A 15856-nucleotide genomic window follows, 5' to 3' on the forward strand; every position below is an offset into this window, starting at 1 on the left:
GCGACAGCCGGGTCATCTGGAGGCCCGGGACAGCCGGGTCAGCCGGGACACTCCGACAGTGGGAAAGCCTCGGGCGGCGGGGAGCCCGAACTGCTGAGAAGGACGGGAGACGGCCATGGACTTTGAGCTGTCGGCCAAGGCGCGCGACACCTGCGAGCGGATGTGGGACTTCATGCGGGAGGAGGTGTTCCCGGCTGAGCCGGTATGGCGCGACTGGCTGCGTGAGCATGGCGAGCACGCGTACCCACCGGTAATGGAGGAGCTGAAGGCCTCCGCCCGCAAACGCGGCCTGTGGAACCTCTTCCTGCCGGCCTGGTCGGGCCTGTCGAACGTGGACTACGCGTCGGTGGCGGAGATCTCCGGGTGGTCGCCGGTAATCGCCCCGGAGGCGATCAACTGCCAGGCGCCCGACACCGGCAACATGGAGACGCTGGAGCTGTTCGGCACCTCCGAGCAGCGGGCCCGCTGGCTGGAGCCGCTGAAGGACGGGCACATCCGGTCGGCATTCGCGATGACCGAGCCCGCCGTCGCCTCGTCGGACGCGACGAATATCCGGACGTCGATCGTCCGCAACGGCGACGAGTACGTCATCGACGGCCGGAAATGGTTCATTACCGGTGTCGCGGACGAGCGGTGCGAAATCCTCATCGTGATGGGCCAGACCAATCCGGACGCGGACCCGCACCGCCGGCAGTCGATGATCCTCGTGCCACTGGCCACGCCGGGGGTCACGGTCGTGCGCCACCTGCCGGTGTTCGGCTTCCAGGACCAGCACGGCCATTCCGAGATCGTGTTCGAGGATGTCCGGGTGCCGGCGTCCAACCTGCTGTCGGGCGAGGGCGAGGGGTTCGCGATCTCGCAGGCGCGTCTCGGCCCCGGACGGATCCACCACGCGATGCGGGCGATCGGGATGGCCGAACGGGCGCTTGCCCTGATGGTCGAGCGGGCGAAGAGCAGGACGGCGTTCGGCGGGCCGCTCTCCGATCAGGGCGTGGTGCGAGACCTGATCGCTCGTTCACGGATCGAGATCGACCAGGTACGGCTGTACGTGCTCAAGACGGCCTGGCTGATCGACCGGCATGGCGCGCGCGGCGCCGCCACGGAGATCTCCGGAATCAAGGTCGCCGCGCCGGCCGTGGCGACCGCGGTCATCGACCGGGCGATCGAGGTCCACGGTGCCGCCGGCGTCAGTGACGACACGCCGCTGGCCCACTTCTACGCCTCGGCGCGCGCCCTGCGCATCGTCGACGGCCCGGACGCGGTCCACCGGCGCACCATCGCCCGCCGCGAGCTGCGCGCCGAACGCCCCTACCTCGGCTGACAGCGACCGCCCGCCGACATCCGTGGACGCCCGCAAACGCTCTCGGGCGCCCGCGGATCCGGCGGGAGGGCGATACTCGTCGGCGCGAGGTCTAGTCGCCGCCGTCGGTGTGGGTGCGGATCCACTCGTCGATGAGGCAGGTGGCCAGCCAGTGACCGCTCGACACGGCCATATGCCTCGCCGATATGCCGTTCCCACCCTCGCCCCGCCGGCGCGGGTCCGCGCCGCGGGCGAGAAGGTACGCCGTCATGTCGACGTGCAGCGGTTCACCGGTCAGCGCGTGCGCGTCCAGCTCCATGTCTATCGCGCGGTGCAGGAGCGTAAACCCGTCTCGTTCCTCGTGGACGTCGGCGCCGGCGTCCAGGAGGTCCCGGAGGGCGGGCAGGTCCTCCATCTCCACGGCGCGGTGCGTGGGAGTCAAGCCGTCGAGCATGCCGCTTACCCCTGAACCTTGCACCAGAGCCCACCAGCCCCTTCCTGGTGACACGCCTCGACCGGACACGGCTGCAGGTCGATGATCCTATCCGGGCGCCATGAGCCAGGTTCCGCCCGGTATGCCGGATACGGCCTACCAGGGGATCGGCCCGATGCCCCCATAGCGGAGAAACCCGCGGCGGACTACCATCCGCCGGGTATGCCCGCTGTCGCCGAGTGAATACCAATGGTATGTACGGCAAGACTCCCGGGATCGGCTCGGGAGCTGTCCGCAGCGCCGACGACCGGCGGGTAAGCGAGCCCGGCCGGTATCGGCGACATTTACGTCACGGGCATGGTTCGCTCTCGGGCCTCAGGCGAGCCTGGTAGGACATCGGAGCATGGCCAGGGTTGAGCTCGGGGTGCTTTACGTCCTCGTGTGCGGCGGGCAGCCGGCGCGCGAGATCGAGCCGTTCGTCGAGCGGGCGCTCGCCGCCGGCTGGGACGTGTGCGTGGTCGCGACGCCGGCCGGGATGAAGTTCCTGGACGCGGCGCGCCTGGCCGAGCTGACCGGGCACCCGGTGCGCTCCGAGTACAAGCGCCCCGAGGAGCCGGACGTGCTTCCGCCCGCGGACGCGTTCGTCGTCGCGCCGGCGACGTTCAACACGGTGAACAAGCTCGCCGCCGGCATATCCGACACCCTCGTGCTCGGCCTGGTCAACGAGGGCCTCGGCGCCGGGAAACCGATCCTGCTCGCGCCGTTCCCCAACCGGGAGCTCGCACGGCACCCCGCCTTCGCCGCGAGCCTCACGGCGTTGCGTTCCTGGGGCGTGCGCGTCCTTTTCGACGGGGAGGACTTCGCCCCGGCCCAGCCGGACGCGGCATCGGCCGGCGGCCCGCGGTTTCCCTGGGACGCGCTCACCGCACGGCTGTCTCACCTCGCCGCCGGGTTCCCCGTCCGGCCCGCCGGCTGACGCGCGCTGGGTGGCGAGGAGGCGGCCCGGGGCAGGCGGGCGGCCAGGGCGTCGCGGTCGATGTTTGACTTGGAGCGCGCTCGAAGTTCTAGCGTCGAGGCATGGTCGATGGTCGCACCGCCCAGAGGCTGCCCGAGCCCCGCGCCGCCAGCGGCGGTATCCGAGACGACACGGACCGTCGGGACGCTCGTAACACGTCATGCACCCTGACCGACGTGAAGACCGGGCCCGGGCTGAGCATCACCCAGGCGGCACGGGTCAGCGGAGTCACCGCGCACACGCTGCGCTACTACGAACGGGCCGGTCTGATGCGCGACCGGGTGGCCCGGGCCTCGTCGAGTCACCGGCGCTACTCGGCCGAGGACCTGCGCTGGATCGGCACGCTGACGGCGCTGCGGCGTACCGGGATGCCGATCCGCCAGATCGCCGAGTACGCGGCCCTGGTGCGGGCAGGGGACGGCAACGAGGCCCGGCGCCTGGAGCTGCTCGCCGGGCATCGCCGCCGGGTCGCCGAGCGGCTGGCCGAGGTCAGCCGCCACCTCGAGGCCATCGACACAAAGATCGAGATGTATGCGAGCAAGAGCGAGCTCAACACGGAGAGGACGCTCACCTGATGTCACCGACACCGCCGTCTACGTCGTCCGCCTTGTCCACGTCGACCTCGTCGACGCTGGCCCAGGTCCCGCTGGGCGGCCAGGGGCTGGTCGTCTCGGCCCAGGGCCTCGGCTGTATGGGGATGTCCGACTTCTACAGCGGACGCGACGACGACGAGTCCCTCGCCACCATCCACCGCGCCCTCGACCTGGGCGTGACGTTCCTCGACACGGCCGACCGGTACGGCCCGTTCACGAACGAGGAGCTCGTGGGCCGGGCGATCGCCGGCCGTCGCGACGAGGTGGTCGTCGCGACGAAGTTCGGCATCGTCTACGACCCGGCGGACCTGGCGGCACGCCCCGTCAGCGGCCGGCCGGAGTACGTCAGGTCGGCCTGCGACGCGTCGCTGCGCCGGCTCGGGATCGACCACATCGACCTCTACTACCAGCACCGCGTCGACCCGAACGTGCCGATCGAGGAGACCGTCGGCGCGATGGCCGAGCTGGTCACCGCGGGCAAGGTCCGCTTCCTGGGCCTGTCCGAGGCGGCACCGGCGACGATCCGGCGGGCGCACACGGTGCACCCGATCACCGCGCTGCAGACGGAGTACTCGATCTGGTCCCGCGAGCCGGAGGCGGAGATCCTGCCGACGACCCGCGAGCTCGGGATCGGCTTCGTGCCCTACAGCCCGCTCGGCCGCGGCTTCCTGACGGGCACCTTCCGGAAGGCGGCCGACATCGCGGCCGACGACTTCCGCGCCAACATGCCCCGGCTGACGGGCGACAACCTCGACGCGAACCTCGCCGTGGTCGCGCAGGTCGAGCGGATCGCCACGGCGCGCGGCGCCACGCCCGCCCAGGTCGCGCTCGCCTGGGTGCTCGCCCAGGGCACCGACATGGTGCCCATCCCGGGCACGAAGCGGCGCCGTTACCTGGAGGAGAACGTGGCGGCGTCCGCCGTCGAACTCACCCCGGAGGACCTGGCCGAGCTCGCCGCGGCCGGCGACGCCGTCCGCGGTGACCGCTACGCCGACATGTCCACGGTCAACCGGTAGCCGCGGTCAGCCGGTGGCGCCGCGCCCAGGCGCCGCCCCCGGCGGTTGCGCCTCGGGTCGACCGGGCGCGAGAATTACGTTCCGATGACGGAGAACATAATTCCTTTGGCCGATGAGCCCAACGCGGCGGCCCACGCGCCCGTCGTCCGCTACGAGGTGGCGGACCGCGTCGCGACCGTGACGCTGAACCGCCCCCAGGCGCGCAACGCGCTCAGCCGCGCGGTCACGTACGCGCTCTGGGACGCCGTCAACGCCGCCGAGGACGACCCCGGCGTCGACGCGGTGATCGTCACCGGGGCGGACCCGGCCTTCTGCGCGGGCGTCGACCTCAAGGAGGTCTCGGGCGAGACCGCACCCTCGGCCAGGAAGCGGCCCGAGGGCACTGGTCCCGAGCGCGGCGAGGACGGCCTCTTCCGGTTCCTGCCCGTCATCTCGAAACCCGTGATCGGGGCCATCAACGGCGTCGCGGTCACCGGCGGCCTCGAGATCGCCCTGCAGTGCACGCTCCTGGTGGCGTCGGAACGCGCCCGTTTCGCCGACACCCACGCCCGGATCGGGATCATGCCCGGCGGCGGCCTCACCGTGCTGCTCGCCCAGTCCATCGGCCTGCGCCGGGCGATCGAGATGTCGCTGACCGGCAACTTCGTCACGGCGGACGAAGCCATGCGCCTCGGTCTCGTCAACCACGTCGTGCCGCACGAGGAACTGCTGCCGTTCGCCTGGCGGCTGGCCGCCGACATCGTCAGCAACGACCAGCGCGGCGTGCGGCGGCTGCTGCGGCACTATCGCCAGCTGGCCGACACGGCCACCCTCACCGAGGCGCATCTGCTCGAAGGCGTGCTCGCCGAGACGTGGGAGCCGGGAACGCGCGACGTGGCGTCCAGGCGGGCCGCGGTGGCCGCACGCGGCCGCGCCCAGTCCAGCCCCTGAACCGCGCCGGGCGCCCTGTTCGCGCCAGACCCGCCGCCGTGGCCGGCGGCGCCGCGACACTGGCGACACGGCGGGGCGGCGGCGACCGAACTGAGCATCGTCGGCCCAGGTCACGGCGGTGCGAGGTCAGCGGTCTCACCGCGGGCCTACCACCGCTGACGGCCGGGATTGTGCTACGCGGCAGGAATTTCTCCGACGCCGGGACTTCCGTCAGGCCGCGCGGCGATCAACCGGGACGGATCCGCGCAATCTCATGAATGGACGTTCAGTAACAGCGGCGCCTGGAGCCTGCTCGGTCTAGCCTGACGTGACCGGCGCTGATCGAGGACGGAGGCGACGGTGGTGGGCAGACGGGCAATCATGCGGGTCGACCGGGATGGGATCGGCGTCTACGTCGATCTTGCGGGGCCCGCCGACGGCCGGCCGGTCGTGTTCCTGCACGGCCTGGCCTCGAGCGGCACCGTGTGGGACTGGCTGCCTCCAGCGGTCACGGCCGACCGGCGGATCGTCAAGGTCGACTTCCGGGGACACGGCCGCTCCGACCGCGCGCCCGAGGCCTACCTGCTCCCCCACTTCGCCGACGACGTGGCCGTGGTGCTGCGCGACGTCGTCGGCGGCCCGGCGACCCTGGTGGGGCACTCGCTCGGCGGTGCCGTCGCCTGGGCCGTGGCCCAGCGCCATCCCGGCCTCGTCACCGCGCTCTTCCTGGAGGAGCCGCCGCTGTTCCAGGGATCCCGCGCCGACGACGCCGGCTCGCCGGCCGGGACCGTCTTCGCCCGGCTTCGGGCCGCCACAGACCAGTGGCAGCGGGAGGGCGTGTCCATCGACGAGATCGCGAAACGGCTGGCCGACACGTCGTTCGGCCCCGCGTCCGCGCCGACGATGGGGGCCGCCTACACCAGCGACGCGGTCGAGGCGACCGCGTTCAGCCTCAAGCACGTCGACGTGCGGGTGATCGACGCGGTCCTCGACGGCTCGATGCTGGCCGCGCTCGACACGTCCGCGCCGGTGCCCGCGCCGGTCTTCCTCCTCGCCGCCGACGAGGCGCTCGGTGCCGTGTTCACCACCGCCCACGCCAAGCAGCTGGCCGAGGACCACCCGTCGGTCGAGGTCGTCCACCTGACCGGCGCCGGCCACTGGATCCACCTGGAACGCCGCACCCGCCCCGTCTTCACCCGCCACCTCGTCGACTTCCTCACCCGCTACTCCTGATCATGAGGACGGCGCCGGGCACGGCCAACGAGGGCCGGCCCAGTCCGCACGCGGTCCCGCCAGGCAGAAGGCTTCCCACCGGGCCCGCGGAGCGGCCGCGCGCCTCCGCCCGTCGGCCCGGCCGGGAAGGACGCTCCCTACGGGGGCGTCACCGACGGTGCACCCCCGCCGCACGGACAGTCCGCACCGCCGCCTTTACCGGTCGTTTAATCCCGATCTCGGTAGGCTTGACAAGGGCTGGACTCCAGCGGTGCGGGGGACGGGAATGACGGTCGATTCATCGGCGGACTCCGGGTTCGACCGCGACCTCCCGCCCAACTTCCGCCAGCTGGTGCCCGTCGGATCCGGGTCGGCCGGCCAGGTGTACCGGGCGTACGACGAGGCGCTGAGCCGCACCGTCGCGCTGAAGCTGTTCACCGGGCCGCTCACGGACGACCCGGCGGCGCTCGCCGCCTTCCGCCTCGAGTGCGCGACGCTGGGCCGGCTGAGTGCCCACCCGGGCGTCGTCTCCGTCCACAGCGCCGGGGTCACCCCCAGCGGCCGCCCCTGGCTGTGCATGCGGTTCGTCGCGGGTGGCGCCCTTTCCAAGGCGCTGCGCCGCAGTGGGCCGCTCACCCAGGCCGAGGCCCTGCGCACCGGCGTCCTCGTCGCCGACACGCTCGCCTGGGCGCACGGGCTGACCCCGCCGGTCCTGCACTGCGACGTGAAGCCGGGAAACATCCTGCTCACCGGCGACGGGCATCCCCTGCTCAGTGACTTCGGCGTCTCGGTCTGGGTGGCGTCGGGCCGCTCGTCCGTCACCGTCAAGGGCTTCACCCAGGCCTACGCCGCGCCGGAGGTGCTCTTCCACGGCCGGTTCTCGCCGAGGTCGGAGGTGTGGAGCCTCGCGGCGACGCTGTTCGAGATGCTGACGGGCACGCCGCCGTTCGAGCAGCTGCCCGGGGAGGGCACGGGCGCCTTCATCGAGCGGGTCGGCTACGGCCTGCCCCGCGACGCCGACATAGGCCTGTCCGGGCCGCTGCGCGCGCTGCTGCGGCGGGGCCTCGCCGTCAACCGGGAGGACCGGTGGCCGTCAGCCGCCGCGTTCGCCGCGGCGATCCGGAGCACCCAGGCGGCGCTCGGCCTGCCCGTCACGCCCGCCACCCCGGCCCCGGCACCGCCCCCGTCCCACGATGTCCTCGTCGCCGACGCGCCCGTCATCCACGCCACGCTCCCGCCGTTGCTGCCCAGCCCCGCCGGCCCGCCGTCGTTGTCCAACGGGACCCCGCCCAGGGCGCGCGGCACCCCGGCGGACGGCCGGCCGGTACACCCGAGCCAGGAACCGGTAGACCCGAGCCAGGAGCCCGCGACACCCGACGACCTGGCGGGCGGCGCGGAGCAGCGGGCGCCGGGCACCGCCGCGAAGCAGCCGGGCACCGGGCCGCGCCGCACGGTGCCGCACTGGTGGATACCGGCGGCGTTCACCATCGTCGTGGTCGTCGCCCTCGCCCTGATGCTGGTACCGCGCAGCCGTGGGCCAAGCACGGTGAGCGAGCCGTCGCTCGGTACCAGCCTCAGTGCCGGCCTGCCCACCGGCGCCACGCCGACATCCTCGCTCCTGGTCGGGACGGAGCCATCGCCGCCGCCGGCCTTGACACAGCCGGCACCGAGCGCCGCGGGCTCCACGACGCCGCCGACGGGCGGCACGCGCTCGCAGGTCCCGCCCACGCAGACGGCCCAGCCCGCCGCGGCGCAGGCCATCCTCCACTCCGGCCAGCGGATGGAACAGGGCCAGAAGCTGGTGTCGGGCAACGGCCGGTTCGTCGCGGCCCTGCAGTTCGACGGGAACCTCGTCGTGTACTCCGAAGGCCCCGGCCCGGTCACCCCCGCCTGGGAGTCCGGGACCAGCGGGACCGCGGCGGCCTACGCCGTGATGCGCGACGACGGCGACCTCGTGCTCTACGGCACCGACGAGACGACCGTGTACTGGAACTCGGGTACCCACGGGTCTGGCACGTACCTCTGGATGCGTGACGACGGTGAGCTCGTCATCTGCCTCGAGGACGGCACCGTCCTGTGGGCCCGCAGGAGCGGAAGCGGCTAGCTCGGGACCTCAGGGATCGCCGGTGGAAACCGCCTGGCTCCTGTCTTGGACGCGGTCGATGGTCGATGATGGCAGCATGCTCACGAACGCCTGGCCGGTTCGGGTTGTCCTCGCCGTCGTGACACTCACGGCCGCGGTGGCGCTGGCCGGCTGCGGTGGCGGGAGCAAGGCCGCAAGCTCCGCGCCCGGCGACGCCAAGGCCGCCTGCGAGGCGCTCGTGCGGACCAAGCCGACCCTGACCCACCCCACCGACGTCGACTGGCGGCGGCTGCGGGCCGCCGGTGACCTGGGCGTCGCCGCCGCCACCGCCGACAAGAAGAAGTACGGCGACCTCTCCCAGCCGTTCGCCGTGGTCTACCGGGACGCGCTGAACTCCGAGACGACCTCCATCTACACCGACGCCCGCGCCGCCCTGTCCGTCTGCGCCGACAAGAAGCTGCCCCACTGACGCGACCTGACGCGACCTGACCAGGGTGGCCTGACCGGCGCCGTGGCCGTGGCCGTGGCCGTGGCCGCGAGGTTAGGCGACCGTGGCGGCGTTGGCGCGTTCGAGCAGGTAGGTGCCCGCGACGATCGGGGCGTAGGCCGTGCCGGCGACGAGCGGCTCGACGACCGTGTCGACGTCGGCCTCGAGGAAGACGATGAGGGAGATCAGTTCCTCGTCCGGGGCCTCGGCCGGCGGCGGGAGCACCCGGTGACGGGTGGACCGCCAGCGGTCGCCGGTCCAGCGGGCCAGCAGGTCGCCGACGTTGACGGTGAACGCGTCCGGCTCGTAGGGGGCGTTCATCCAGCGGCCGGCGCGGTCCTGGACCTGAAGGCCGCCGTAACCGGGCTGACGGTCGAGGACCGTGAGAACGCCCCAGTCGGTGTGCGGGGCGACCCGGAACTGGCCGTCGAGCGGGGTTCCGGTCCGCGAGCGCGGCGGGTAGCGGTTGATGTTGAGGGTGTGCGGGCTGGAGCGCACCCGCTCGGCGAACCAGGGCTCCGGCAGGCCGAAGGCGACGGCGCAGGCCCGCAGCAGGTCAGCGTAGAGGCCGCGGACCTCGTCCGTATAACGCTCGCAGAGCGCCGCGAGCTCGGGGCACTCGGCCGGCCACACGTTGGGGGCGAACCACGTCTGGTCGACGTCCACGTCGCCGGTGGCGAAGGTACGCCCGATGGTCAGGCTCTCCTTGAGGTCGGCGCGGGTCGAGTCGACAGCCTGGCCGTAGTAGGCGTTGGCCTCGCTGCCGGGCGCGATCCAGCCGCGCCCGCCGACCGCCGTCGCGTAGGCCGCCTTCGTCCCTGCCGGCAGGGCGAAGAACCGCGCGGCGGCCGCGCGGATGTCCGCCCGCAGCCCGGCGCTGATCCGGTGCCCCTCGACCAGCAGGAACCCGGACTGCCGCAGTGCCACGTCCAGCTCGCAGGCGAACCGGTAGCGCTGGTCACCGGTGCCGTCGCGCCAACGGCCGATGTCGAGCAGCGGGAAGTCCGGTGTCGTCGTCACGTAGGTCCCTCGCCTCCGCGGCCCATGGTCAGGGCCGTCCAGTCGTCGGCCGGAGCATCGGCGCGGCCCGCACGCACCCGGCCACGGCGCTCGGCGAATCGCCGCCTCGCGGGGCCTGGCCTGGCGGAGCCACGCGTCACCGGCAGGCAGCGGCGCCGCGCGGTGGTACCCGTCTACCTGCCATTACGGCCCATCGACGTTTCGCCAGGCGGCCCCGCGAGTTACGAGACCGTGGCCATCGCCAATCCGGGCACGACAGGCTGGCCGCGGTCCGACAGCCGCGTCGGAGGCGGGTCAGCAACGTCAAAACCGGCGACGGCGACCGGCGACCGGCGACGGAGCCCTAGCCGTCACGGTCGCGCCGGACCTGTTTGCAGGTGCAGCCCTGCGGCCGGCGGCCGGGCGGCCAGGTCAGCACGACCTGACGGTCGAGCGCGCGCGAACGCGCCCGCTGGAAGTCCCGGCACGCCTCGCAGGGCAGGTAGATCTGCGGCCCGGTCGTCTCTCGCTTCCCGTACGTGTCCCCCATACTTCGGAGAGTAGCGCGATCGGCGGGCGTTCCGGAGATGCGGATGCTCGGCGTGCCTGGTTTCCGGCTGCCGGAGACAGCGCGCGGCGCGGAACGGCGGCCAGGGCGGGCGGCGCGCGCGGCCAGCCATCACTGCCCGGGCGGTTCTCCCGCACGTCCGGCGGCCTGGCCGTCTAGGCGCGGGACCCGCCACCGGCACGAGCGGCCTGCCACTGGGGCCGGGCGGCTCGTCACCGGCACCGGCGATCGGGCTCGGCGATCGGACTCGGTCAGCGGGAGGCGGTCCCGCGGCGAGGAGTCATTTCCCCCGGCCGCGACGGCCCACAAGGGCCGCCCAAAAGGGCCGATGCGGGTCTTGCCACCGGGTACACCGGCGGACCGTTGTCAGGAAATCGACATTCCCTGGCCGAGGCCCGCACTGGGAGCCTGGCTGGCCTAAACAGCGTCCGTACCCGGTACAAACGGCGAGGGTAACAGCCGCCCGCGGCCCGGTACGGTTCAGGCGCTCTTGCGCGAGGGGGCGGCGGCCGGCGCGTCGGCGGTCGTGGGAGCGGCCCCGACGATGGTCCAGCGGCGGTCACGCGAGGCCGCGACGCCGAGATCCTGCATACGACGCAGTTCGACGGTCACCTCGGCGGCGGAGAGACCGAGGTCATAGGCGAGGGAGCGGGCCCGAAGCGGGCGGTCGGCGCTTGAGAGGGCCGCGTGCAGGCGGACAGCCACCCAGCTGGGGCGGCCTGGCGTGGCCGCGGCGGGCGGCTGGTGAAGCCGCCTCGGCTGGCTCGGAACGGAGGGGGCCTCGGCTACTAACCGGGGCTTCCGACGAGCAGAAGAAGTGTTGCCGCTCACAACATGCATCAGGTTCACCCATCCAGAATTCGGTTTCTCCCAACAATGCTTCACGGCCGCGCCTCAGTCACGGTGAGGTTCATCGCGCAACAGCCGGTAACCGTGCGAATACGTAATATTCATGACACCTGAGCGTGCGTCCGCGTGACGTCGGATCACACTCGACCTCCCTCGATCCGACGCGAGCGGCACCCACTCCAGGCGGCGCGGGGCGAGATTCACCGTTGCCTCCAGCCCGCTTGCGACATCGCTCCGTAGTCAGCACGTGACTCTATACGGTAACCGCCCGACCGCAAGGTGTAGCAGCACCGGCAGCCGCCGTGCCGGGCCATGACGGCCAAAGGTAAGACGAGGACCGCGACACGAGGCCGTCGACCGAGCTCCCCGACGTGATCTCGCGCGGGACGGCAGACCGAGCGACACGACCAGCGCGGGTGATGGGTGCCGCCGGCGCACGCGACACACCTCCCGATTGGTAGCCGAGCGCGACCGCCCGCTTCGGGCCTTCCCATCCGGCAGAGCGACCACGGCGGCAGCCCTTGCGGCGAGACGGATATTAGGGAAACCTAACTTAACCAGCAGCAATCCTACCGGTCAGGCCGGCGCGCCACCCAGGGGCTGGGCCGCCAGCCAGGCCGACGGTTACAGGAGGCCCGCCCCGCGAACCCACACCCGGACCACCCGGACCCCGGCCGGCCCGACGAGAGGCCCGGCGACGTGACCGCGGACGTCGCCACATGACATCGACGACAACTTAGGCTAGCCTAACTTTAGGAGCCGCGAAATGCACCGGTATGGTCACCATGAGCAACCGACCTGACCACCCGACGTACCCGGCCCGCCGCCACCAGCGCGCGGGTGACACCGCGCCGTCGCCCCGCGCCGCCGCGCCAACCGCCGCTCACGGCACCGTTCGACCCGCGGCACCGAGGCACCGTTGCACCCGCCGCCCGGCGGCATGACCCAGTAGCCCGACGCCTCATCCAGGGAGTACGTCCCCGTGTACCGGTCCTTGCTCACAAGCAAGATCCATCGCGCCGCCGCCACCCAGGCCGACCCGCACCGCGTCGGTTCGATCAAGATCGACCAGGAGCTGACGGCCGCGGCGGGCCTCATCGAGGGCGAGCAGGTCCGGGTCGTCGACATCGACATCGATAACGGCGGTCACCTGGCCGCCCATGCCATCCCCGACGTCGTCGACTCCGGCATCGTCGGCGTCGGCTCCGGTGTCCTCGGCGTCAACGGCGCCGTCTCCTGACACCGCCGCGCTGGCCGTCCGCCCCTTCCGTCCCAACCCGCGGTCCCCGGACTCGCCGGCGTCGGGGATGTCACCTCCCCCGAGCGGCCAGCTCCGCGCCCCGGGCCGTCAGCACGCCCGCCCGCCCGCACGTCCTGGCGAGCGAACCGGCTGACGCCCCGAGAAGGCACGGCCGACCGGACGACAGAGGCCGGCCCGCGCGGTCTCCCCACCAGGCCGAACGGCGGCGGCGCGCAGGGAGCGCGAGCCGGCGTTTCCGCCGGCGCGCCGGCGCCCGTCCGCTGCCCGCCCTGCCCGACCTGCCCGGCTGTACGACGGCCGTCGTTCCGCACCAGCCAACCCGCACCCACACCCACCGGAGGCACCCGTGGTAGGGCGACCGCATCCCGCGGCACCGCAGTCAACGCAGACGACGGCGTCGGAGCTCTACGACGTCATCGGCGTCGGGTTCGGTCCGGCGAACCTGGCCCTGGCGATCGCGATCGAGGAGCACAACACGCGCGTTGACGAGCGGGACCGACGGCGTGCCGTCTTCCTGGAATGCCAGGAGCGGTTCGGTTGGCACCGCGGGATGCTCATCGAGGGCGCCACGATGCAGGTCTCCTACCTCAAGGACCTGGTAACGCTGCGCAACCCGACCAGCGACTTCAGTTTCCTGGCCTATCTGCACGGCCTCGGGCGGCTGGTCGACTTCATCAACCACAAGACGATGTTCCCGCTGCGCCACGAGTTCCACGACTACCTGGAGTGGGCGGCCGGCCGGCTCGACCACCTGGTCCAATACGGCCAGACGGTGACGACCCTGCGCCCAGTAGTCGAGGACGGTGAGATCACCCACGTCGACGTCGTGAGCCAGGACGGCGACGGCCACACCGTCGTCCGCCGTGCCCGCGACGTCGTAGTCGCGCTCGGGCTGGAGCCGCGGCTTCCGGCCGGCGTCGCGCTGGATGACCGGGTCTGGCACAACCGCGATCTGCTTGACCGGCTCGGCAACCTGCCGCCGCTGCGGCACGGCCGGTTCATGGTCATTGGTGCTGGCCAGAGCGGTGCGGAGGTCACCGACCACCTGCACCGGACGTTCCCCAGCGCCGAGGTCCACGCCGTCTTCGCCCGCTACGGCTACAGCCCGGCGGACAACAGCCCGTTCGCCAACCAGATCTTCGACCCGGACGCCGTCGACGACTTCTTCGAGGCGTCGCCGGACGTCCGCCGGATGCTCACCGACTACCACCGCTCGACCAACTACTCCGTCGTCGACATGGATCTCATCGAGGACCTGTACCGGCGGGTCTACCAGGAGAAGGTGCGCGGCCCGCGCCGCCTGCACCTGCTGCGTGCCTCCCGGCTCGCGGAGCTGGAGCGGCTGGACGACGGGGTGCGCGCGATCGTCGAGTTCCTGCCAACCGGCGAGCGACGCGACCTCGACGTCGACGTCGTCGTGTTCGCCACCGGCTACCGGCCACGGGAGCCGCGCGCGCTGCTCGGCGAGGCCGCCGAGGCGTACCGCGTCGACGACGCGGGCCGCCCGCTGTTCACCCGCGACTACCGCCTGGTCACGGCCGGTCCCGCCACGGCCGCCGTCTACATCACGGGAGCCACCGAACACACCCACGGCATCTCGTCGACCCTGCTGTCCAACGTCGCCGTCCGCGCCGGTGAGATCCTCGCCTCCATCCTCACCCGCGCCGACTCCCCCGCCACGGCGGACGACGCCCTGGCCGGTGACCATCGCCTCGTCTCCGCGCTGCGCTGACACCGGGAGCTACGCCGACTGGTGGCCGCCGAGCAGGAGCTGGCGGTAGCTGGGGAAGTCGGGGTAGCCGGTCGCCTGGTAAAGGGCGTCGGCGACGGCGCGGGCGAAGGTGTCCGCCGCGGCGGCGAGCAGCTCGTTGAGGTTGCCCGCCGGGCGGGCGCCGGTGGCCAGGGCGAAGACGGAATCACCGTCAACCATCGTGTGCACCGGGCGGATCGCCCGCGCCATCCCGTCGTGCGCGCTCGAGGCGAGCCGCCAGCACTGGGCCTTCGTCAGTATGGCGTCAGTCGCGACGACACCGATCGTGGTGTTCATGAGCAGGCCCGGAGCCGGCGCCTGGGCGGGCGTCGAGCCCCGCGGGCCGGACTCGTGGGCCGCCGTGGCGAAGTCCGGCGGGAACGGCCTCGGCGCCCGGTCCGAGGCCAGCCAGGCCGCGAGCAGCTGGGCGTCCGGCGGAGGTAGCTCGGCGTCCAGGTCGCCGTAGAGACGGCCGGTGCGCGGGTCGACGGCGGAGCCCGCCGAGTTGACCACGGCCAACGCCGCCACGGTCGTCCCGTCGCCGAGCACTGTCGACGCCCCGCCGACCCCGCCCGCGAGGGCGTCGCTGACCGCGCCCGTCCCGGCGCCGACGGTGCCGCGCGTCATGGGCCCGGCGGTCGCGTTGTCGTAGGCGAGCGCGCCGAGCTCCGGCCCGGGTACCGCGTGTGACGCCGGCGAGGCGCCACCGCGGCCCAGATCGAAGATCACCGCTCCGGGGACGATCGGGACGACCCCCGCCGGCCCGACCGGGAAGCCGATGTCCGCGTCCGCGAGCCGGCGCATCACCCCGTCCGCGGCTGACAGCCCGAAGGCGCTCCCGCCAGTCAGCACCACCGCGTGTACCAGCTCGACGGCGTTGCGAGGGTCGAGCAGATCGGTCTCCCGGGTCCCCGGCGACCCGCCGGCGACGTCGACTCCGCCGACCGCCCCGCCCGGCGGCGCGAGGACGACGGTCACCCCGGTCCGCCACCCGCCGCCGATCCGCTGCGCATGCCCGACGGCGATCCCCGGCACGTCCGTCAGCGACCCGCCAAGCCCCTGGGCCACCGGTCCCGTGGCGGCGCCGGTGACCGCGCCCGTGGCTACGGCCTCAGCTGGTCGGCCCGAAAGCTTCATCGCCCGCATTCTGCCGGCCACGCCACCTCCGCGCGACCGGCACTAGTTCAGGCGGCGCAGACCGGCGAGACGGCGGAGGTCGAGGACGCGCAGCCGCTCGGCGACGCGCTCCAGCAGGGCTGGGTCGTCCACGAACGTGACGGGCCCCTTCGCGGGCGGCACCGGCCGACGCACTCGCCGCGGCAGCGGCGTGGCGTCTCCTAGTCCTGTGCTCGGACGCACCCGGCTCCTCCGTCGCCAAACC

The 15856-nt window shown here is 72.7% G+C and carries 14 protein-coding genes; 10 read left to right on the top strand and 4 right to left on the bottom strand.

Annotated elements, in window-relative coordinates:
* Positions 1–115 precede the first annotated feature (115 nt).
* Positions 116–1321: an acyl-CoA dehydrogenase family protein gene (locus tag BCD48_RS33765; protein ID WP_071052433.1), complete on the top strand. Its 1206-nt coding sequence runs from the start codon at positions 116–118 to the stop codon at positions 1319–1321.
* Positions 1322–1412: 91 nt separating this feature from the next.
* On the opposite strand, the gene BCD48_RS33770 is transcribed toward BCD48_RS33765, so the two are convergent.
* A complete protein-coding gene (locus tag BCD48_RS33770) occupies positions 1413–1754 on the bottom strand; it encodes an ankyrin repeat domain-containing protein (protein ID WP_071052434.1) in 342 nt (113 codons plus the stop codon).
* 382 nt (positions 1755–2136) lie between these two features.
* Here BCD48_RS33770 and BCD48_RS33775 point away from each other — a divergent pair, with 382 nt between their 5' ends.
* The 7 genes from BCD48_RS33775 to BCD48_RS33805 all read left to right on the top strand — a co-directional run bounded on the left by BCD48_RS33775 (position 2137) and on the right by BCD48_RS33805 (position 9030).
* On the top strand, positions 2137–2709 hold the full coding sequence (locus BCD48_RS33775; RefSeq protein ID WP_071052435.1) for a flavoprotein: 573 nt from the start codon (positions 2137–2139) through the stop codon (positions 2707–2709).
* A gap of 101 nt (positions 2710–2810) precedes the next feature.
* Positions 2811–3323, top strand: a complete 513-nt coding sequence (locus BCD48_RS33780) for a MerR family transcriptional regulator (protein WP_083419595.1) — start codon at positions 2811–2813, stop codon at positions 3321–3323.
* Complete coding sequence (locus tag BCD48_RS33785) at positions 3323–4357, top strand: aldo/keto reductase (protein WP_241842202.1); 1035 nt, start codon at positions 3323–3325, stop codon at positions 4355–4357. Before BCD48_RS33780 ends, BCD48_RS33785 begins: the two co-directional genes overlap by 1 nt.
* Positions 4358–4441: 84 nt before the next feature.
* Positions 4442–5287, top strand: a complete 846-nt coding sequence (locus tag BCD48_RS33790) for an enoyl-CoA hydratase (RefSeq protein ID WP_071052436.1) — start codon at positions 4442–4444, stop codon at positions 5285–5287.
* 339 nt (positions 5288–5626) lie between these two features.
* Positions 5627–6499, top strand: coding sequence for an alpha/beta hydrolase (locus BCD48_RS33795; RefSeq protein WP_198543498.1), 873 nt, complete (start codon positions 5627–5629; stop codon positions 6497–6499).
* 265 nt (positions 6500–6764) lie between these two features.
* Entirely contained in the window at positions 6765–8582 is a 1818-nt protein-coding gene (locus BCD48_RS55140; protein WP_071052438.1) for a protein kinase domain-containing protein, read from the top strand.
* A 76-nt stretch (positions 8583–8658) separates the two neighbouring features.
* Entirely contained in the window at positions 8659–9030 is a 372-nt protein-coding gene (locus BCD48_RS33805) for a hypothetical protein (protein ID WP_206745035.1), read from the top strand.
* Between the two features lie 72 nt (positions 9031–9102).
* On the opposite strand, the gene BCD48_RS33810 is transcribed toward BCD48_RS33805, so the two are convergent.
* Both BCD48_RS33810 and BCD48_RS54335 read right to left on the bottom strand, forming a co-directional pair.
* Positions 9103–10068, bottom strand: coding sequence for an isopenicillin N synthase family dioxygenase (locus BCD48_RS33810; RefSeq protein ID WP_071052440.1), 966 nt, complete (start codon positions 10066–10068; stop codon positions 9103–9105).
* Between the two features lie 1027 nt (positions 10069–11095).
* Entirely contained in the window at positions 11096–11320 is a 225-nt protein-coding gene (locus BCD48_RS54335) for a hypothetical protein (RefSeq protein ID WP_241842203.1), read from the bottom strand.
* 1126 nt (positions 11321–12446) lie between these two features.
* Between BCD48_RS54335 and BCD48_RS33825 the strand changes: the two genes are divergently transcribed.
* Positions 12447–12704 (top strand): aspartate 1-decarboxylase, encoded by a 258-nt coding sequence (locus BCD48_RS33825; protein ID WP_071052442.1) that lies wholly within the window; start codon positions 12447–12449, stop codon positions 12702–12704.
* Between the two features lie 367 nt (positions 12705–13071).
* Entirely contained in the window at positions 13072–14457 is a 1386-nt protein-coding gene (locus BCD48_RS33830) for a lysine N(6)-hydroxylase/L-ornithine N(5)-oxygenase family protein (RefSeq protein WP_071052443.1), read from the top strand.
* Positions 14458–14466: 9 nt separating this feature from the next.
* Here the strand turns inward: BCD48_RS33830 and BCD48_RS33835 are convergent, their stop codons facing one another.
* Positions 14467–15612 (bottom strand): P1 family peptidase, encoded by a 1146-nt coding sequence (locus BCD48_RS33835; RefSeq protein WP_083419610.1) that lies wholly within the window; start codon positions 15610–15612, stop codon positions 14467–14469.
* Positions 15613–15856 lie beyond the last annotated feature (244 nt).

Origin of the sequence: Pseudofrankia coriaricola, assembly GCF_001854805.1 — a bacterium.
Taxonomy (GTDB): Bacteria; Actinomycetota; Actinomycetes; order Frankiales; family Frankiaceae; genus Pseudofrankia.